Below are 18,888 nucleotides of genomic sequence, written 5' to 3'. Positions count from 1 at the left end.
GATTTTGATTGCTAGTAAAGATAAAAAGCCCCGGTGTTTGGCCGGGGCTGTTCAAAACGCGGATACTTGATACTCTTTACGCGAAAATTATCCGTGAATTTCGCGGAACTGCTTTGCATTGATGCCGAGCGTCTCGAGGTCTTTCGCGGCAGGCTGATGACCAACCCGCACCGCAGCCGAAGCGCGGACAGCGCTACCAAATTGCGCGAATGCACGACCGAAACGATTGTTAAAACGGGCAAACATTTTTCATCTCCAGTCCGGACAGTTTCTTCGTCCGTGACTTTTAAATGGCGATGAAGCCGGGCGTTTTGAAGAGAGTTCCGTGCATGCCTGCCATGCAGCACGTGCATGTGGTGGCCACCGCCATCAGGCGGTGGCTTTTCCCGCTGAATATCGTTCATCGCGAAATGAGACGTTATTGCGTGGGGTTTTCTTCCACGAGCGCAGGCGTCGGGTCGGATGTAGCGACGGCGGGCGGTCCTTCGACGCCGCGCTGGCGTTCGCGGATGAATGTGAACATGCCGGAAATGACGATCAGCACAATGCCGATCAGCATCGCCATATCGATATGATCGTGGAAGACGAAATAGCCGAACAGGATCGCCCAGATCATCTGGCTATATTGCGGCGATGCAATCGCACTGGCAGGCGCGTGATGTGCCGCCAGCATGAGCAGAATATTGGCGAGTGCTGCCAGCAGGCCATATCCAGCCAGATAGACCCATTGCATCGTATCGGGTGCCTGATAGGTCGGCAGCATCAGCGCGCCGCAGATGACGATGGGGCCGATGAGCCCGCTTGTATAAAGCGAGATGCGCTTTTCCTGTTTACCCATCACGCGGAAAATGATGATGCCGACTGCGCCACCCATGCCGCCGGCGAGCGCACCGAGATGGCCAATGGACAATTCGCGGAAGCCGGGCCGCAGAACCACCAGAACACCCGCAAAGCCGATGGCGACTGCCAGCCAGCGCCGCCAGCCGACCTGTTCCTTGAGGAACACGACGGACAATATAGTGACGAATGCAGGCAACAGGAAAATCAGGGCGAAAGCTTCCGCCATTGAAAGATGTGTAAATGCGGTGACGCTGCCGACAGTCCCCATCGTGGTCGTGACCATGCGCAGAAACCACATCTTCACATTGGTGGTTCGAAACATATCGAGCCAGCTGTCGGTGGCTTTCTTGGTGAAAGGGACGGCAAGCAAACCGAGCACTGCGCCGAAAAAGGCGGTTTCGTAGGGAGACAGCGAGCCGTCAATGAATTTGACGCAGGCATCACTGATAGCGAATGCAGCATAGGAAGCAAACGCGAGGAAAATTCCGTAAAGCATGACTATGTCCGTAAAGACGGGTCCGAAACCGCGGAGGCCGAAAAGAGGGGAGGAGGCTCTTGTCGATCCTCTAATCGATTGGAGACACATTGGCAAAAGACATTTTAGTAAAACTGCTGCTGAGCCAGTATAAATCGAGAGGTGCGATTTCGCCTTTTTCAAGGCTTGGAGCTCTCGCGAAAACGCATGCCTCATTTGCAATCATATCCGTGGTGGAAATTTAGACAAACGCCTATTTCATGCTCATCCAAACGAGGAGAGAGCAAATGAACATTCGTCAGAAATTCCAGCAGTATGTATCCCGTCGCCGTGCAGTTCGTGAACTCGGTGCAATGGACGACCATCTTCTTGCCGACATCGGCGTTTCGCGTTCGCAGATTCAGAGCGCCGTATTCGGTCGATAAGTGCTTATGGAGCGTCTTTCGAAGGATCGCCCCGCAAGTACAATTGAAATAAAGTGACAAAGCGTCGGTCTCCAGTCCCGGCGCTTTTGCTTTTTCTGCCTTGCCATAGAGTATTTTAGCAATTTCTTTTGTGATCAGCGCATTCCAGCTGGCAATTCTATTCCTCCGATTCTTTAAAAATTCGAGCTTGCAGACGGGTGATATAACTGTCGCATGGCTGTTGTTTTGCCGTGGGATCCACTCTCTTTTCGCCGGTTTTTTCGAAATCCAATCGCATTTGGGACATTTCTGATCCCGTTTTGAGACAACTTTGAATTGTTTCTTGCATGGTCTCTCATATACTCAATCTCGCGGGGGCTGATGATGAAGAGCATTTCAAGGTTGAGATGTTCAGGCTTTGAGTGCTTCTTCATCGTCGCTCTCTTTTCAGAGCAATGACTATTCAAACGATTGTTACAGCGGCTTGGCCGTAATATTGTGTGAAAACATCTATACTGAGACTGGCATCCTTGCGCATCGGGCGATCAGATTGCTAACTGATCGCCCGATGACATAAAAGCTCACAAGGCGATGGGGCTCGCAAGATGATGGACCTCCTATGGCGCGGTATCCTGATTGGGATCGGCGCAACAGTGGTGATGGATATTTGGGCAATCGTACTGGCAGCTATGCCGGGACAGGCTGCTCCAAACTGGGGGCGGGTTGGTCGCTGGTTTTGGCACCTTCGCAAAGGCCAGATATTCCATGACGATATAGGCCAGGCTGCGCCCTACAAGCACGAGGTCGCGCTTGGCTGGATCGGCCATTATGGTGTCGGCATTCTCTATGGCGTGATTTTCGCTTTCTATGGCGGGGCGGCGTGGTTCGAGGACCCTGTCTTTCTGCCCGTCTGGATCTTCGGCATATTAACGGTCGCTGCCGGTTGGTTTCTGCTGCAGCCGGGGCTGGGAATCGGCTGGGCGGCATCCCGTTTGCCGAATGCGCGTCATGTCCGTATTATGAACCTCGTCGCGCATACATTTTTTGCGCTTGGCATGTATGCGACCGCGCTTTTGCTGAAAAGCGCTTTCTAATCAGCATGTTGAAGATCGCATTCGTCGCCAAGACGGGTGCTTTTTTTGAAGCACTTTCAAATATTTCCCCGCAAATGGGGAACTGGTGTTCGGGGACAAGTCAGTCCACACTTCATCAAGTCAATAAATAGGCATTCTCAAGGCAGAATTGTGTGCAGATCGTGTAGAGAACTGTGCATTGCCTGCAATGAGGTGTATGGGGAACCAGTCCGTCCGTGCAAAATGCGGCGGCGTCTAACATTTTGGCAATCCCAAAGGGTTGCTCCATTCTGCATTCCGTGGCGGCGCAGCAAATCTGTCCGTGGCGGAATTGGCGTGGGCACCCAAGAAATGGGCCTACTTGCCTCGGAGGAACGATGCTCGAAAAGCTGTTCAAATTACGGGAACATGGCACCAACGCGCGGACGGAAATCATCGCCGGCGTAACGACCTTCCTGACCATGTCCTACATCATCTTCGTCAACCCGGATATCCTGTCCACCACGGGCATGGATAAGAGCGCGGTGTTCGTGGCGACCTGTCTTGCGGCAGCGCTCGGCTCGATCATCATGGCTCTCGTTGCCAACTGGCCGATCGGCATGGCGCCCGGCATGGGCCTCAACGCGTTCTTCGCGTTCACGGTCGTTGGAGCCATGGGCTTCAGCTGGCAGCAGGCGCTTGGTGCGGTTTTCATTTCCGGCATCATCTTCCTCCTTCTGACAGTAACGGGTATCCGCCGCTGGCTGGTTGAAGGCATCCCGCATTCGCTGCGCAGCGCCATCGCCGCCGGTATCGGCATGTTCCTGGCGTTGATCGGCCTCAAAACCGCAGGCGTCGTGGTTGGCAATGAAGCAACGCTCGTCGGACTCGGCGATCTGACCAAAGCTGGCACCCTGCTCGCTATTGCCGGTTTCTTCATCATCGCGGTTCTGGATGCGCTCAAGGTTCGTGGTTCGATCCTGATCGGCATTCTGGTGATTACGATTGCATCGATTGCGCTCGGCATCAGCCAGTTCAATGGCGTGTTCTCTGCACCGCCAAGCCTTGCGCCGACCTTCCTGCAGCTTGATGTCATGGGCGCGCTCCACACCGGCATTCTGCACGTGATCCTCGTCTTTGTTCTGGTCGAAGTTTTCGACGCCACGGGCACGCTGATCGGCGTTGCCAAGCGTGGCGGCCTGATCGAACCGGGCAAGCCGAACCGTCTCGGCCGCGCACTTTTTGCCGATAGCACGGCCATTCTCGGCGGCTCGCTGCTCGGTACCTCGTCCACGACGGCTTATGTCGAAAGCGCCTCCGGCGTGCAGGCAGGCGGTCGCACCGGTCTCACGGCGCTCGTCGTGGCGCTGCTGTTTCTTGCAGCGCTGTTCATTTCGCCGCTCGCCGGTTCGGTGCCTGCTTATGCAACCGCACCCGCGCTGATCTATGTGGCTTGCCTCATGATGCGCGAACTGACCGAGATTGAATGGAGCGACATTACGGAAGCAACGCCTGCCGCGTTGACGGCTCTGGCCATTCCGCTCACCTATTCGATCGCCAACGGTCTTGCCTTTGGCTTCATCAGCTATGTCGTGCTCAAGGCCTTCACAGGCAAGGCACGTGAGGTTCACCTCGCAACCTGGCTGGTGGCGGCACTGTTCGTGATCCGCTTCGCGTTCTTCGCAGAATAGTCTTGCAGCGCTGGGCGTCCGCGCCCGGCGCACTTCCTGACCAGAGATGAGGAGAGAGCCTTTGCAGTCGAACGATTTGAAGCTTCTGGAACGACTGATTGAAGTTCTCGAGAATGATATCATCCCGCTGACGGAAAAAGGCGTTGCCGCTGGCAACAAGATTTTCGGTGCAGCCCTGCTGCAAAAGTCCGATCTTTCGCTCGTTTTGGCAGAAACCAACAACGAGACGGAAAACCCGCTTTGGCATGGTGAAGTGCACACGCTGAAGCGCTTTTATGAAATGCCGGAAAAGGGCAGGCCGAACACCAAGGATATGGTGTTCTTTTCCACCCATGAGCCATGCTCAATGTGCCTTTCGGCCATCACCTGGAGCGGCTTCGACAATTTCTATTATCTGTTCAGCCATGAAGATTCGCGCGATGCGTTTTCAATTCCGCACGATCTGAAAATTCTCAAAGAAGTTTTCACGCTGGAACCGGGCGGCTATAATCGTGACAATGCCTTCTGGCATAGCCATTCCCTGCCGAAGCTCGTTGCAAGTTTGCCGGAGCCGGATCGTTCGCGGCTAGAAAAGCGTCTTGATGCCATTCGCGCGAAATATGATGCGATGTCCGGCGCTTATCAGGCCCACAAGGATGGTAACGCAATCCCGCTGAACTAAAAACTTTAGCGCGCGAAGGCCGATTATTTTTTACCGAAGCTTGACAGGCCGACGGGTTACGCCGCACATCGCTCGTGTTGCGTGATCCGGTTTTGTTTCAGCGAAGACTTTTTGACTTCGCATGCCGGTGCCAGCGTGTCGGCGAGCCTGTGAGGATATTGATGCTGCGTATGATTGTTATGGGCGTTTCGGGTTCCGGAAAGTCCACTGTCGGTGAGAAGATCGCTGCCGAATTGCAGCTGCCCTTTCTGGAAGGGGATTCCCTCCACCCCAAGGCCAATGTCGATAAAATGTCGGCGGGCATTCCGCTTCAGGATGAAGACCGCTGGCCGTGGCTGGACAAGATCGGCGAACAGCTTGCCGCTGCAAATGATGGCATCGTCGTTTCCTGTTCCGCTTTGAAAAAGACCTATCGCGACCGCTTACGCGCTGCTGCCGGTGCACCGGTTCTGATTATCTTCCTCGATGGAACATTCGAAGTTCTCCACGAGCATATGGGACACCGCACTGGCCATTTCATGCCGGTCGCCATGCTCGAAAGCCAGATCGCGACGTTGGAAAACCCGGTGGGCGAGCCGCTTGTTTTCCGGGCAGACGTTGCCGGCCCGGTGGGGAAAATCGTGGCGGAGAGCCTTGCCTGGGTTCGCGCGCAGAAGCTCTGAGCGGTCCTATTTCAGCGGCCAGAAGAACATCAATGTCGGCACGGTTACGATCGCGATGATGATGGAAAGCGGCAGCCCAAGGCGGGAATAATCACTGAATTTGTAACCGCCCGGTCCCATGACCAGCGTGTTGCATTGATGGCCGATGGGCGTGAGGAAATCGCATCCCGCGCCGATCGCCACCGCCATCAGGAAAGCTTCAGGCCTGAAGCCAAGACCAGCGGCAAAGCTGGTTGCAATGGGTGCCATGACCAGAACCGTGGCGGCATTGTTGAGAAACGGCGTCACCATCATTGCGGCGACCAAGATCAGCGCCAGTGCACCGGCGGGTGGCAGCTGATGACCAATGGTGGCGAGGGATTCGGCGATCAGATCAGTGCCGCCTGTGGTCCTGAGTGCGTCCGATACGGGTATGAGCGCCGCGAGCATCACCAGAATAGGTCCGTCGATCTCGTCATAAACTTCGTTGAGCGGGATCACCTTAAAAAGCAGCATCGCAACCGCAGCTGCGAAAAACGCAATGGCAACCGGTACGATGCTGAAAGCGGTCGCGCCAATGGCGACAATCAGAATTGCCAGTGGTATCAGGCTCTTGCGGACATTTCCAAGCATCAGCTTGCGCCGCGCCAGAGGCAAAAGCTCGAATTCCGGCAGGAAGGTCGAAAGACTGGCCTGTCTGCCTTGCAGCACCAGCACGTCACCAAAGCGCAGGCGCACTTCGCTCAATCGTTCCGTGATGCGCTCGCCGGGACGACTGACGGCGAGGAGATTGACGTCATAGCGCGCATAAAGCTCGAGCCGTTGCGCCGAAAGATCGACAAGATGGGAATTCTTGCCGATGACGGCTTCAACCACCTCAATGTCGGTCGAGCCGCTCGTGTCTTTCGGGTCGCGATTTTCGGACAGGGTCAGCTTTCCGGCGCTGACAACCGTATCGAGCGCTTTCGGATCGCCTTCCAGCATGACGATATCGTCTTCGGCAAGGACTGTGTCGGGCAGGGGCGTGATGCGCCCTTCCTTGCGGATGATGGCTGTGACCATCGCCTCACCTTCGGCGGGACGGATCAGTTCGGATATCTGCTTGCCTACCAGTGGCGAGGATTTTGAAACACGGGCTTCGGAAGCGTAGTTCTTGATCTTGATCGCTTCGTTGAGCGAAACGTTCTCGCGGGTGCGCTGCGGCACCAGCCAGTAAAAGCACACGAGATAGACGAGGCCGACAGCGGCAAGCACAGCGCCGACCGGCGTGAAATCGAACATGGTGAAAGGCTCGCCGACCATTTCGCCGCGAATACGCGAAACGACGATATTGGGCGAGGTGCCAACTTGCGTCATCAGCCCGCCGAGCAGCGCGCCGAAGGCCATCGGCATCAGGAATGTCGAGGGCGAGACATTGGAGCGGCGGGCAAACTGAAAGGCGACAGGGATCATGATCGCCAGCGCGCCGACATTCTTCACGAAGGCGGAAAGAACCGTCACGATGGCGACCAGCACGGCCAGCTGCAATCGAACGCTGTTCATTTCGGGCAGGAACCGCTGAACGGCAAGCTGCATCAGGCCAGAGCGTGCGACGCCCGCGCTAACCACCAGCGCACTGCCGACAATGATGACGATATCGTCGCTAAACCCACTGAACGCCTGGTCATAGGGGACGACACCGACCGCGATGGCAAGCAGAAGCGCGCAAAGCGCCACGATGTCGTATCGAAACTTGCCCCAGATAAAAGCCCCCATCATGAGTACGATCACAGCGAAGGACAGTATCTGTTGATGAGTCATTCAGTACGCATTCCCAGAAATGAGAAAATTATTCCCTTTCTGTGTAACGCATAAAATTTCAAACGGAAATTGATTATTCAAGGTGATGTAAACATTGCGCATATAAGAAAAGGCGGCGTCTTGCGCTCTGGTTGCAGAGCGCAAGACTGTTTCAATCAGTCGCCGATACGGCGGCCATTCGCATCAAAAAGATGCACGTTCTGCGCTGAAGCGCCGACCTTCACGACTTCATCGATTGCATGGCCCGAGCGTCCGGCCACGCGGAAGACCAGCGGCTTGCCATCGGAAAGCGAGCCATGGATGAAGCTTTCCGCGCCAACCAGTTCAATAGCGTCAATGCGCACATCGGCGTTGAAGCCATCTGCCGGCGGTTCTCCGGCTTCGATGATCTCGAATATCTTCCGGGCGCACGCCGAGCGTGAAACTGCCTGACGGGATAGTGATGGCACTGCCCGGCTGCCACAGCGTGCTTGCGCCGCCTTCCATTAGGTTCATCGACGGGGAACCAATGAAGGTTGCCACAAAGGTCGAAGCAGGCTTTTCGTAAAGCTCGATGGGCGTGCCGACCTGCTCGATATTCCCGGCATTGAGCACGACGAGGCGGTCAGCCATGGTCATGGCTTCCATCTGGTCGTGGGTCACATAAACACTGGTGGTGCCGAGCGAACGTTGCAGGCGCTTGATCTCGACGCGCATCTGAACGCGCAGTTTAGCATCGAGGTTGGAAAGCGGCTCGTCGAACAGGAATGCCGCCGGTTCGCGCACGATGGCGCGGCCCATGGCAACGCGCTGGCGCTGGCCGCCCGAAAGCTGGCGCGGCTTGCGGTCAAGAAACTGCTCGATCTCCAGCGCCTTGGCGGCCTTAGCGATCCGGCGTTCGATCTCGTCTTTCGGCGTTTTGCGGTTTCTAAGGCCATAAGCGAGGTTATCGCGCACCGACATATGCGGATAAAGCGCATAGTTCTGGAACACCATGGCGATGTCGCGTTCGGCTGGCTCGACATCGTTGACCACACGGTCGCCAATGGCAATCGTGCCGCCAGTGATGCCTTCAAGCCCTGCGATCATGCGCAATAATGTGGACTTGCCGCAGCCTGATGGGCCGACGAGAACGACGAATTCGCCATCCTGAATATCCAGTGAAACGCCTTTGATGACTTCAATGCCGGCACCATAGCTCTTGCGGACATTATCAAGAACGATTTTGCTCATTATTTTTCCGTTTCCACGAGACCTTTGACGAACCAACGCTGCATCAGCACGACAACGAGGATCGGCGGGATGATGGCCAGAATTGCCGTTACCATGACATAGTTCCATGGGGTGGATGCGTCGGCCCAATCGACCATGCGGCGCAGGCCGATGATGATCGTGTTCATTTTCGCATCATTGGTAACGAGCAGGGGCCACAGATACTGGGTCCATCCGTAAATGAAGAGAATGACGAAAAGCGCTGCGATATTCGTCTTCGACAGCGGCAGGAGAATGTCGCGCATGAAGCGGAACGGTCCTGCATTGTCGATGCGCGCGGCTTCGACCAGTTCTCCCGGAATGGTCAGGAAGAACTGCCGGAACAGGAAGGTCGCCGTCGCCGATGCCATCAGGGGCAGTGTAAGCCCTGCATAGGTATCGATCAGGCCAAGATCGACGATGACCTTGTAGGTGGGCAGGATGCGCACTTCGACCGGCAGCATCAGCGTCACAAAAATCATCCAGAAAAAGAACATGCGCAGCGGAAAGCGGAAGAAGACAATCGCAAAGGCCGACATGAACGAGATGATGATCTTGCCGATGGCAATCGCCATCGCCACGACGAACGAGTTCCACAAGAGCCGTTCAAGGCTGACACCGACAACGCGCTCCACGCCGCCGAATATGGCTTCGTTATAGTTCTCGATGAGATTATCGCCGGGCAGGAGCGAGATAGGCGGGCGGATGATTTCCGACGAGCTCATCGTCGAGGCGATGAAGGTGTAATAAATCGGAAAGGCGACGATGATGATCCCGATGATCAGGATCAGGTGGCCGATCAGATTGGAGATTGGGCGTTTTTCGATCATGGCCGCCTCGCTCACGAATAATGCACGCGCTTCTCAACGAAGCGGAACTGGAAGGCAGTCAGGGCGATGACGATGGCCATCAGGATGACCGATTGGGCCGACGACGAGCCGAGGTTCAGATTGACGAAGCCATCATTGTAAACCTTGTAGACTAGCGTTTCCGTGGCCTTGGCAGGACCGCCGCCGGTGACGGCATGGATGATGCCGAATGTATCGAAGAAGGCATAGGTCGTGTTGACTACCAGCAGGAAGAACGAAGTCGGTGCCAGCAGTGGAAACACGATGGTCCAGAAGCGCCGCGCGCCGCGCGCGCCATCGATTGCCGCTGCTTCGATTAAGGACTTAGGAATTGCCTGCAAGCCTGCAACAAAGAACAGGAAATTGTAGGAAATCTGTTTCCACGCCGCCGCGAAAACAACGAGGCCCATAGCCTGATTGCCATCCAGAAGCGGGTCCCATGCGATGCCGTTGCGGCGCAGTATATAGGCGAGTGTACCCATCGCCGGGTTGAACATGAACAGCCACAGCATGCCAGCGACCGCAGGTGCCACGGCATAGGGCCAGATCAGCAATGTGCGATAAAAGGTCTTGCCGCGTATGACGCGGTCGGCTGCGGTCGCCAGCAACAAGGCTGCGCCCATGGCCACAAAAGCCGTCAGGACGTTGAAGACAATCGTGACCCTGAAGGAATGCAGATAGTTCGGGTCCGAGAGAACCGCGCTGAAATTTGCCAGCCCTACGAAGGTGGATTTCAGGCCGAACGCGTCTTCACGCATGAAGGACTGATAAATGGCCTGACTGGCGGGCCAGAAGAAGAACACCAGCGTCAGCGCGATTTGCGGCGCCAGCAGGAAATAGGGCAAGATCTTATTGGGGAATGTGACTTTCTGCACGGCGATTTCCTTGCAGGAAACAAAGCCGCCCACTCGATTAAGAGCAGGCGGCATTGCTTGATTTAAAACTTATTGTGCGGCTGCGATCGCATCGTTTCCACGCTTGACAGCGTTTTCTAGCGCGGTCTTCGCGTCCTGCTTGCCGCCGAGCATGGCTTCGAACTCTTCGTTCAGGATATCGCGCACCTGCGGCAGATTGACGAGGCGCACGCCCTTGGAGTTCTCGGTCGGGGCCTTGCCCATCATCTGCAGGATCGGCGTTTCGCGCCCCGGATTCTTTTCATAGAAATCCGACTTCTTGGTTTCTTCGTAAGCCGCCAGCGTCACCGGCAGATAGCCGGACTTCTCGTGCAGCTTGACCTGAATCTTGGTCTGCGACAGGAAGTTGAAGAACTGCGCAATGCCCTTGTACTGGTCGTCGCTGAGGCCAGCGAAAACCCAGAGAGCCGCACCGCCGGGAATGGTGTTCTGAGGCCCATGACCTTCATAATAGGGCAGCTGGCCGATACCGTAATTGGTGCCGGATTTGACCACATCGCCGAGACCACCGGACGATTCCGTCAGCATGGCGCATTCGCCCGAGGTGAAGAGCTGCTTTGCTTCCGAGGTGCGACCGCCATAGCGGAAAGTGCCATCCTTGGCGAGATCGGCAATCGACTGGAAATGCTGGATGTAAAGCGGGGAATTGATTTCCAGCTTCACATCGGTGCCGCCGAGGCCGTTTTCGTTGGTGCCATAGGGCACGTTGTTCCAGGCTGCGAAGTTTTCGGTCTGGATCCAGGTCAGCCAGGTCGAGGTGAAACCGCAAGCCGCAGCGCCGCTCGTCTTGATCTTTTTGGCGGCTTCAAACACTTCCGGCCAGGTCTTTGGCGGGTTGTTCTCATCCAGACCAGCCTTCTTGAAGGCATCCTTGTTGTAATAGAGGATTGGCGACGAGGAATTATACGGGAAGGACAGCATGGTGCCGTCCGGCTTGGAGTAATAAGCGACGATACCCGGCAGATATTGCGACTTGTCGAACTTGAAGCCGCCCTTTTCCAGCACTTCCGCTGCCGGAACCACGGCACCCTCTGCACCCATCATCACGCCACTGCCAGCGTCGAAGACCTGAAGAATTGCCGGCGGCTGCTTGGAACGGAACGCGGCAATGCCAGCGTTCAACGTTTCCGGATAGCTGCCTTTATAGACCGGAACAACCTTGTAATCGCTCTGGCTTTCGTTGAACTCCTTGGTGAGTTCGTTGATCATTTCGTTGTTGGCGCCGGTCATGCCGTGCCACCAGGACAACTCGGTCTGGGCAAATGCCTGCGAACCGATGCAAAGAGCAAGCGCGCCTGTAAGCGCAGAGGTCGAGATCAGACGGGTAAGCATGTTTCCTCCTCGGAGTTGAGGTTGCGTGAATATCAGGAACAGCGAAGCCTGCTCGCGATAACTCCGGAACCTGCATTATCGTTATTACGCTTATATGAATGCAATTTTTAGGGAAGGATCAACCTTCGATTTCACCTATGTCAGAGTAAACCCGAAAATAGTAGCTATCGAAAAGAAAAAAATCGAAAGCCCCGCGAAAAATTGTGAGTGGCTGTGGATTAACTGCGGAGGTTTTATGACGTTACAGGAGACGGGTGTTGCTGTCTTGAGCAAAAAATATAGGAGGCCCGGAATGCCTCCTCGATACTTTGTCTGGATTCGCAGAATTGTTTCGGTCTTATTGGCCCCAGCTGCGCTCCAGCACGTCAATCCAGTTTCCATGGGCCAGTTTGACGAGGGATGCATCGTCATAACCATGTGCCCGGAAGGTTTGGATCACACGCTGAAGGTCGGCGACGCTATGCAGGCTGTTCGAGATCGTCGTGCCGTCGAAGTCCGAACCAAGCGCGATGTGATCGATGCCGATGCGGTTGACGATATAGTCGGCATGGCGCACCAGCTCGTTCAGATCGGTATTCGGGTCGCGTTTGCCATCTTCGCGCAGAAAGCCGACGCCGAAATTCAGGCCGACAAGACCACCGGTATCGCGAATGGCGTCAAGCTGCCGGTCGGTGAGATTGCGGCTTTGCTGGCAAAGCGCATGGGCATTGGAGTGCGACGCAACCAGCGGTGCATCGGATAGAGCGGCAATATCCCAGAAGCCTTTTTCATTCATATGGGAAAGATCGACCATGACCTTCAGTTCATTGCAGGCGCGGATCAGCGCCTTGCCGTGATCGGTCAGGCCCGCCCCGATATCGGGCGATGATGGAAAACGGAAGGGAATGCCATGGGCAAAAATATTGGGGCGGCTCCAGACAGGGCCGAGCGTTCGGAGGCCGGCTGCGTGCAGCACATAAAGCGCATCGAGGCTTTCATCGAAAGCTTCCACCCCTTCAATGTGAAAAACGGAAGCAAAGATGCCCTTGGCAAAAGCGTCGCGAATGTCCGCAGCCGTCCGGCAGATGCGGACCTGCCCTTCCGACTTGCGTTCGATGTTCTGCAGAATGGACGCCATGCCCAGCGTCGCCTTCATGGCATCGGGCTGGCTTGGCGTTGGCAGATTGCCGTCGGCGTCAAGCTCACGGGCAGGAGACGGAACATAGACCGCGCATAGTCCACCGCCGAGGCCCCCCTTGCGGGCGCGGGGCAGGTCGATATGCCCGACATCTTCGCCTTCCAGGAAGCGCTTTTCAGGCGTAGGCTTGTTGGAAGACCACAGGCGCAGCAGAACATCATTGTGCCCATCGAATACCGGAATCAATTGTTCTGTCGCCATGTTGGGAGTTTTCCTTCACGCTGATCATTCAGTTCAATGGCGTAGTGGACCCGCTGAGGGCAAATTGCAAACGAGTTTTCTGCGCCATGTGTCTCACACCGTACAGTGAGGCGGTCTTGCGTGGACAAGAGAATCCCATTTATCTGCGGTCGGCTACGATCCCATGCTATGGTGCTGCGATGTTTCTTGAGACAGTGAACATTCGGCATCCGGGATTGTGGAACAGCTCGGCGGCGGGGGAATTGCGCATGCAGGGAGCGTTGAAATGCAAGAGCTGTCTGACGGAGATTTTATGCCAATGCATGCGGACTGGAACGCTGCCTCACAGGCTGCGAAGGTCTATTCGAGAAGCTGGGCGAAGGATGAGCCCGGCGGTGTGATTATCGGTTTTGATCTGGACGGGGTCAAATTCGCTTATGCGGGCGGGCTGGAAAGCCTCGCAACGGGGGTTCCCTTTACGGCCAATACGGTCGTGCGCTACGCGTCCATCACCAAGCATTTGTTCTGCGCCATGGTTCTGAGCCATAGCGATGTCATAAGCCTCGATGATCGTCTCGGTGACCATCTGCCGGAACTGCAAAGCCCGCTGGCGGATGTGAGCGTGGGCCGTGCGCTGGATATGACCGGCGGCCTGCCTGATACGCGCGAATGCCTGACACTGCTTGGTCTTTCCGTCTACACGCAGACTGAAGCAAACCAGCTTCTGGATTTTATAGCATCGCTGACGCGGCTCAATTTTGAAGCAGGCAGCGAAATTTCCTATTCCAATACCGGCTATCGGCTGGTGGAAGCCGCGCTGGAACGCAAAGGCTTAAGCTTTCGCGATTTCATAAAGGCCAAAGTTGCGGCACCGCTTGGCCTTTCAATTGATGCGCCCGATCTGTGGAACGATCCGATCAAGGGATTGGCGCCGGGTTACTTTCAGGCGGGCGACAAGTGGCAATTGAGCGCTGCTGGCTTGCATCTTTCCGCTTCGGGTTGTCTGGTCGGCAGCGGCATGGCCTTGACGATCTGGGCGCAAGCGCTTCTGGAAGGCGAGGGTGCTTACAGGGGATTGCTCGCAAAACTCTCTGCGGAACGCACCCTGTCGAACGGACGTCCGACCGGCTATGGTCTGGGCCTGCGCTGGAACGGCGTGGACGGACGGGCATTTGTCGGCCATGGCGGTTCGCATCCCGGTTACAAGAGCTATTTTCTGCTCGATCCGCTTGCGAAAAGCGGCATGGTTGTTGTGTCCAACCGGGAAGACGCCGACACTTATAGGATCGCGCGCGATTGTATGGCCGCCCTCTATAGTTTGCAGCTGCCCGATACCGATTGCACGATCCCGGACGGATTGTACGTTGCCGAAACCGGGTCGCTATGGCTCGAAATGCGCAATGGCGTCGCCAATTGCCTTGATGCCCAAGAAACGCTCTACAGCGTTGGTGATGGCTGGTTCTCGTCCCTTTCTGCGTCGTCGCCGGTCAAGCTGCGCTGGACGGGTGACGTGCTGGAAGGTGAAATCGGCTATGCCCCGTGTCGCCTGAATCCGGCATCGGTGTCGCCTGCCGGAAGAGAACTGGATGGCCACTGGCAGGCATCGGCTTATGGCGCCAGTTTCGATATCAGGGACGGGCATGTCATTTGGGGAATCGGTCCCACACGCCGCGCCATACCGCTGGAAGACATGGGCAATGGACGGGCGCTCTTCACGCTGCAAGACGGCCCGTGGACGCGGCGCGTCTGTCTGCACCAGCTCGACGGTAATCGTCTCGAACTGGTTTTGAGCCGCAGCCGCATCATGGAATATCGCCGCTGACAACGCGGTATTGTTATCGACGGCGCGGCGGAAGGGCGACCTTACCGCCGCGTCTTGCATTATGATAACCTCTTTCGAATTGATTCAGTTGTGAATGGAGTAAGCGATGCTGGAACGGATGATCGATCAAGGCGTGGGCCGCGAGCCTGCCGATATCGTGCTGAAGGGTGGCCGCTTCTTCGATCTTGTCACCGGCGAGCTGGTGGAAAGCGATATTGCAATCTGCGGGGATCGCATTGTCGGCACGTTCGGGACCTATTCCGGCAAGCAGGAAATCGACATTTCGGGGCGCATCGTCGTGCCGGGCTTTATCGATACGCATCTGCACATCGAATCCTCGCACATCACGCCGCATGAATTCGATCGCTGCGTACTGCCGCAAGGCGTGACGACGGTGATCTGCGATCCGCATGAAATCGCCAATGTTCTGGGCGCGGAGGGCATTAAGTTCTTCCTCGACAGCGCGCTGGAAACCGTGATGGATATCCGCGTTCAGCTGTCAAGCTGCGTGCCTGCCACCCATATGGAAACGGCGGGTGCGGAACTGCTGATCGGCGATCTTCTGCCCTTCGCGGATCATCCAAAGGTGATCGGTCTGGCCGAGTTCATGAATTTTCCGGGTGTTCTGGCCAAAGACCCCGAATGCATGGCCAAACTCAACGCATTTCAGGGGCGACACATCGACGGTCATGCACCACTGCTGCGCGGCAAGGACCTGAACGGCTACATTTCCGTCGGCATTCGTACCGAACATGAGGCGACAAGTGCCGAAGAAGCGCTGGAGAAGATGCGCAAGGGCATGCATGTTCTGGTCCGCGAAGGTTCGGTTTCCAAGGACCTCAAGGCGCTGATGCCGATCATCACCGAGCGCCACGCGCAGTTTCTGGCGCTTTGCACCGACGACCGCAATCCGCTCGATATCGCTGATCAGGGCCATCTCGATTATCTGATCCGCACCGCTATTGCGGGCGGCGTGTCGCCTTTGGCCATCTATCGTGCGGCCAGTGTTTCGGCGGCCCGTGCATTTGGCCTGTTTGACCGGGGGCTGGTAGCGCCGGGGCAGCGCGCCGATCTCGTGATCGTGGACAGTCTGGAAGGTTGTCATGCCGCGATCGTCCTCTCGGCAGGACGTGTGGTTTCGGAAGAGCTTTTTGCCCAGCGCAAGACAATCGCCGAAGTGGGGCGCAACAGCGTGAAGGCGCAGCGTGTCAGTGCTGCCAATTTCCGTTCGCATTCCAACAGCGGCAAGACGCGCGCCATTGGCATCATTCCCGGCAAGATCATCACCGAAAGCCTCGAATTCGAGCTGAAAGTCGGATCGAAGGGTGTTGAACCCGATCTCGAACAGGATGTTGTGAAAATCGCGGTGGTTGAGCGCCACGGCAAGAATGGCAATATCGCCACCGGTTTTGTGCATGGTTTCGGGTTGAAAGCGGGAGCCATTGCTTCAACTGTCAGCCATGACAGCCACAATATTTGTGCCGTCGGCACATCGGACGAGGATATTGCGGTCGCCGCCAACCGGCTTGGCGAGATCGAAGGCGGTTTCGTGGTGGTTCGCGATGGCAAGGTGCTGGCCGAACTACCTTTGCCCATCGCCGGACTGATGAGCGACCAGCCTTATGAGGTGGTGCGGGAGGAATTGCGCAAGCTGCGCCATGCTGCCGAAGAACTGGGCTCGGTTCTGGAAGAACCATTCCTGCAACTGGCCTTTGTCGCACTGCCGGTTATCCCACATCTGAAAATCACGGATCGCGGTCTGGTGGACGTGGACAAGTTCGAATTTGTCGGCAACTGAGCGCTAGCTCAGTTTGCTGGCAGCGCTGAATCTGTTCGAAAGGAAACCCACAAAAGCAAAAATCCCGGACGAAGCCGGGATTTTGATCGTTGCCTTGCTGGAAACTGGAGCGGGCGAAGGGATTCGAACCCTCGACCCCAACCTTGGCAAGGTTGTGCTCTACCCCTGAGCTACACCCGCTCGCGCCAGTTTCGACCTGAAAACGTTTCCGAAGGAAGTCGTTTCCATCAGGCAGGCGCTATATGGACTAAGGCATTTCGGAATGCAACAGGGAAATTACAATAAAATGTCGTTTTCCGGAGATTGTCCAAAGTTCGGTTCGGGTGGTTACAGCCGTGCATGCCATGGTCTATAAACCTGAACGGAACAATTTGAATATTGAATGGAAATGGGTGGAATCATGGCTTTGTCGCCGAAGGAGCTTCTCGACTATCTGCAAAATCTCGGTATCGAGGTGACGACCGTGGAACACCCGCCTTTGTTCACGGTTGCGGATTCTCAAGGCTTGCGTGGCGAAATTCCCGGCGGACACACCAAAAACCTGTTCCTGAAGGACAAGAAGGACAATTTCTTTCTCGTGACCGTGGAGGAAGATGCCGTGGTCGATCTGAAGTCGATCCATCAGGTGATCGGTGCGGCAAGCCGCGTTTCGTTTGGCAAACCGGAAAAGCTGCTGGAATATCTGGGTGTCATTCCGGGATCGGTGACAGTGTTCGGCGCGATCAACGACCGCGACCACAATGTTCAGGTCGTCATCGATGCGGATCTGATGAAATATGATGTCATCAACGGACACCCGCTGACCAACGAAGCCACCACCTCGATCCGGCGCGAAGACCTCATCGCCTTCCTGAAATCGACCGGTCACGAACCACGTATCCTTGCAGTATCAGAAGGTGCGAAGGCAGACGCAACGGTATAGACTACGCGTCTTGAAATCCGCCGGAACAGATACAAATTGACAAGCACGAACTGAAAAGATCGACACCGGCCTTGATGCGGGGTGCATGAACAGGGCCGGAAGATATGAGGAATATTCCATGACCAGCCAGAACAATCCTTACGCCAATACGGGCGGCCAGATGACGGCAAATGTTTCTTTCGGTTCGGCGCCGGCACCCGTGGGCGGGGCGGATCTGATCAAGGATACGACGACTGCGGCATTTCAGACCGATGTGCTGGCCGAATCGCGCCAGCAGCCGGTTCTGGTCGATTTTTGGGCTCCGTGGTGCGGGCCCTGCAAGCAGCTGACGCCGGTTATCGAAAAGGCCGTCAAGGAAGCGGGCGGCGTGGTCAAGCTCGTCAAGATGAACATCGACGATCACCCGTCCATTCCGGGCCAGCTTGGCATCCAGTCCATCCCGGCGGTTATCGCCTTCGTCAACGGCCAGCCGGTTGATGGCTTCATGGGTGCACTGCCGGAATCGAAGGTGAAGGAATTCATCGCCAAGATCGGCGGGCCAAGCGATCAGGAAAGCGCGATTGCCGAGGCGGTAACAGCCGGGCAGGAACTGCTTGAATCCGGCGATTACGTTCAGGCTGGTGAGATTTTCAGTTCCATTCTTCAAGCCGCACCCGACAATGTCGATGCGATTGTCGGTCTGGCGTCTTGCGTTCTGGAATCGGGCGATGCCGAACAGGCACGCGAAATTCTGGCCGCCATTCCTGCCGATAAGCAGAATGCCGTATCGGTGCGCGCGCTCGAAGCCAAGCTGGCGCTTGCCGATCAGGTCAAGCTGATTGGTGACCCGGTTGAATTGGAAAAGCGTCTTCAGGCTGATCCGCAGGACTATCAGGCGCGTTTCGATCTGGCGCAGGTGCGCAATGCGCAGGGCCGTCGCGACGATGCCGCCAACGAACTGCTGGCCATCATGAAGGCCGACCGCAGCTGGAACGAGGATGGCGCGCGTAAGCAACTGCTCCAGTTCTTCGAAGCATGGGGCAATACGGACCCGGCGACGCTTTCGGCCCGCCGGAAGCTGTCTTCGCTGCTGTTTTCGTAGGCGATAAAAGCGGCGGGAAA

16 protein-coding genes, 1 tRNA gene and 1 pseudogene are annotated in these 18,888 nt (G+C 56.2%); 9 read left to right on the top strand and 9 right to left on the bottom strand.

What is annotated here, in order from left to right; all coding sequences use genetic code 11:
• Positions 1-87: 87 nt before the first annotated feature.
• Positions 88-246 (bottom strand): hypothetical protein, encoded by a 159-nt coding sequence (locus tag QLQ11_RS14575; protein ID WP_167836079.1) that lies wholly within the window; start codon positions 244-246, stop codon positions 88-90.
• A gap of 172 nt (positions 247-418) precedes the next feature.
• The gene (locus QLQ11_RS14570; protein ID WP_109367272.1) at positions 419-1,336 is read right to left on the bottom strand and encodes a DMT family transporter; all 918 of its coding nucleotides are present in this window, start codon (positions 1,334-1,336) and stop codon (positions 419-421) included.
• 266 nt (positions 1,337-1,602) lie between these two features.
• Between QLQ11_RS14570 and QLQ11_RS14565 the strand changes: the two genes are divergently transcribed.
• From QLQ11_RS14565 to QLQ11_RS14545, 5 genes are all read left to right on the top strand, one after another.
• Positions 1,603-1,740, top strand: a complete 138-nt coding sequence (locus tag QLQ11_RS14565; protein ID WP_078336882.1) for a DUF1127 domain-containing protein — start codon at positions 1,603-1,605, stop codon at positions 1,738-1,740.
• 584 nt (positions 1,741-2,324) lie between these two features.
• The gene (locus QLQ11_RS14560) at positions 2,325-2,813 is read left to right on the top strand and encodes a DUF2938 domain-containing protein (RefSeq protein WP_167836080.1); all 489 of its coding nucleotides are present in this window, start codon (positions 2,325-2,327) and stop codon (positions 2,811-2,813) included.
• A gap of 356 nt (positions 2,814-3,169) precedes the next feature.
• On the top strand, positions 3,170-4,462 hold the full coding sequence (locus tag QLQ11_RS14555; RefSeq protein ID WP_121538279.1) for an NCS2 family permease: 1,293 nt from the start codon (positions 3,170-3,172) through the stop codon (positions 4,460-4,462).
• Between the two features lie 61 nt (positions 4,463-4,523).
• Positions 4,524-5,123: a deaminase gene (locus QLQ11_RS14550; protein WP_109367275.1), complete on the top strand. Its 600-nt coding sequence runs from the start codon at positions 4,524-4,526 to the stop codon at positions 5,121-5,123.
• 161 nt (positions 5,124-5,284) lie between these two features.
• On the top strand, positions 5,285-5,785 hold the full coding sequence (locus tag QLQ11_RS14545) for a gluconokinase (RefSeq protein WP_283736157.1): 501 nt from the start codon (positions 5,285-5,287) through the stop codon (positions 5,783-5,785).
• A 6-nt stretch (positions 5,786-5,791) separates the two neighbouring features.
• Here QLQ11_RS14545 and QLQ11_RS14540 read toward each other — a convergent pair whose 3' ends face one another.
• The 6 genes and pseudogenes from QLQ11_RS14540 to QLQ11_RS14515 form a co-directional block, all read right to left on the bottom strand.
• Positions 5,792-7,564: an SLC13 family permease gene (locus tag QLQ11_RS14540; RefSeq protein WP_109367277.1), complete on the bottom strand. Its 1,773-nt coding sequence runs from the start codon at positions 7,562-7,564 to the stop codon at positions 5,792-5,794.
• Positions 7,565-7,719: 155 nt separating this feature from the next.
• Positions 7,720-8,776 (bottom strand): annotated as a pseudogene (locus QLQ11_RS14535) (sn-glycerol-3-phosphate import ATP-binding protein UgpC).
• Complete coding sequence (gene ugpE, locus QLQ11_RS14530) at positions 8,776-9,624, bottom strand: sn-glycerol-3-phosphate ABC transporter permease UgpE (protein ID WP_121538360.1); 849 nt, start codon at positions 9,622-9,624, stop codon at positions 8,776-8,778. The pseudogene QLQ11_RS14535 and the gene ugpE overlap by 1 nt, the downstream one beginning before the upstream one ends.
• An 11-nt stretch (positions 9,625-9,635) precedes the next feature.
• On the bottom strand, positions 9,636-10,517 hold the full coding sequence (gene ugpA, locus QLQ11_RS14525) for a sn-glycerol-3-phosphate ABC transporter permease UgpA (RefSeq protein ID WP_109367974.1): 882 nt from the start codon (positions 10,515-10,517) through the stop codon (positions 9,636-9,638).
• A gap of 69 nt (positions 10,518-10,586) precedes the next feature.
• Complete coding sequence (gene ugpB / locus QLQ11_RS14520) at positions 10,587-11,888, bottom strand: sn-glycerol-3-phosphate ABC transporter substrate-binding protein UgpB (protein ID WP_167836081.1); 1,302 nt, start codon at positions 11,886-11,888, stop codon at positions 10,587-10,589.
• Positions 11,889-12,225: 337 nt separating this feature from the next.
• The gene (locus tag QLQ11_RS14515) at positions 12,226-13,266 is read right to left on the bottom strand and encodes a dipeptidase (RefSeq protein ID WP_109367279.1); all 1,041 of its coding nucleotides are present in this window, start codon (positions 13,264-13,266) and stop codon (positions 12,226-12,228) included.
• A 292-nt stretch (positions 13,267-13,558) separates the two neighbouring features.
• Between QLQ11_RS14515 and QLQ11_RS14510 the strand changes: the two genes are divergently transcribed.
• On the top strand, positions 13,559-15,067 hold the full coding sequence (locus tag QLQ11_RS14510; RefSeq protein ID WP_109367280.1) for a serine hydrolase: 1,509 nt from the start codon (positions 13,559-13,561) through the stop codon (positions 15,065-15,067).
• A 106-nt stretch (positions 15,068-15,173) separates the two neighbouring features.
• Positions 15,174-16,865 (top strand): adenine deaminase, encoded by a 1,692-nt coding sequence (gene ade, locus QLQ11_RS14505; protein WP_109367281.1) that lies wholly within the window; start codon positions 15,174-15,176, stop codon positions 16,863-16,865.
• 105 nt (positions 16,866-16,970) lie between these two features.
• Here ade and QLQ11_RS14500 read toward each other — a convergent pair.
• Positions 16,971-17,045: transfer RNA gene (locus QLQ11_RS14500), tRNA-Gly, on the bottom strand.
• Between the two features lie 220 nt (positions 17,046-17,265).
• Here QLQ11_RS14500 and QLQ11_RS14495 point away from each other — a divergent pair.
• Positions 17,266-17,787 (top strand): prolyl-tRNA synthetase associated domain-containing protein, encoded by a 522-nt coding sequence (locus QLQ11_RS14495; RefSeq protein ID WP_109367976.1) that lies wholly within the window; start codon positions 17,266-17,268, stop codon positions 17,785-17,787.
• Positions 17,788-17,905: 118 nt separating this feature from the next.
• Positions 17,906-18,868 (top strand): thioredoxin, encoded by a 963-nt coding sequence (gene trxA, locus QLQ11_RS14490; protein ID WP_109367282.1) that lies wholly within the window; start codon positions 17,906-17,908, stop codon positions 18,866-18,868.
• The last annotated feature ends 20 nt before the right edge of the window (positions 18,869-18,888 follow it).

It is taken from the genome of Ochrobactrum sp. SSR, assembly GCF_030067775.1.
Lineage (GTDB): Bacteria > Pseudomonadota > Alphaproteobacteria > Rhizobiales > Rhizobiaceae > Brucella > Brucella teleogrylli.
This window is presented reverse-complemented; position numbering and strand designations above follow the sequence as displayed.

What these genes read in the sequence shown, in the direction of transcription:
- QLQ11_RS14570 (WP_109367272.1), bottom strand. Translation starts at nt 1,336, where the DNA reads ATGCTTTACGGAATTTTCCTCGCGTTTGCTTCCTATGCTGCATTCGCT.
- trxA (WP_109367282.1), top strand. Translation starts at nt 17,906, where the DNA reads ATGACCAGCCAGAACAATCCTTACGCCAATACGGGCGGCCAGATGACG.
- QLQ11_RS14510 (WP_109367280.1), top strand. Translation starts at nt 13,559, where the DNA reads ATGCCAATGCATGCGGACTGGAACGCTGCCTCACAGGCTGCGAAGGTC.
- QLQ11_RS14560 (WP_167836080.1), top strand. Translation starts at nt 2,325, where the DNA reads ATGATGGACCTCCTATGGCGCGGTATCCTGATTGGGATCGGCGCAACA.
- QLQ11_RS14565 (WP_078336882.1), top strand. Translation starts at nt 1,603, where the DNA reads ATGAACATTCGTCAGAAATTCCAGCAGTATGTATCCCGTCGCCGTGCA.
- QLQ11_RS14545 (WP_283736157.1), top strand. Translation starts at nt 5,285, where the DNA reads ATGCTGCGTATGATTGTTATGGGCGTTTCGGGTTCCGGAAAGTCCACT.
- ugpB (WP_167836081.1), bottom strand. Translation starts at nt 11,888, where the DNA reads ATGCTTACCCGTCTGATCTCGACCTCTGCGCTTACAGGCGCGCTTGCT.
- ugpE (WP_121538360.1), bottom strand. Translation starts at nt 9,624, where the DNA reads ATGATCGAAAAACGCCCAATCTCCAATCTGATCGGCCACCTGATCCTG.
- QLQ11_RS14495 (WP_109367976.1), top strand. Translation starts at nt 17,266, where the DNA reads ATGGCTTTGTCGCCGAAGGAGCTTCTCGACTATCTGCAAAATCTCGGT.
- QLQ11_RS14540 (WP_109367277.1), bottom strand. Translation starts at nt 7,564, where the DNA reads ATGACTCATCAACAGATACTGTCCTTCGCTGTGATCGTACTCATGATG.
- QLQ11_RS14555 (WP_121538279.1), top strand. Translation starts at nt 3,170, where the DNA reads ATGCTCGAAAAGCTGTTCAAATTACGGGAACATGGCACCAACGCGCGG.
- ade (WP_109367281.1), top strand. Translation starts at nt 15,174, where the DNA reads ATGCTGGAACGGATGATCGATCAAGGCGTGGGCCGCGAGCCTGCCGAT.
- QLQ11_RS14515 (WP_109367279.1), bottom strand. Translation starts at nt 13,266, where the DNA reads ATGGCGACAGAACAATTGATTCCGGTATTCGATGGGCACAATGATGTT.
- QLQ11_RS14575 (WP_167836079.1), bottom strand. Translation starts at nt 246, where the DNA reads ATGTTTGCCCGTTTTAACAATCGTTTCGGTCGTGCATTCGCGCAATTT.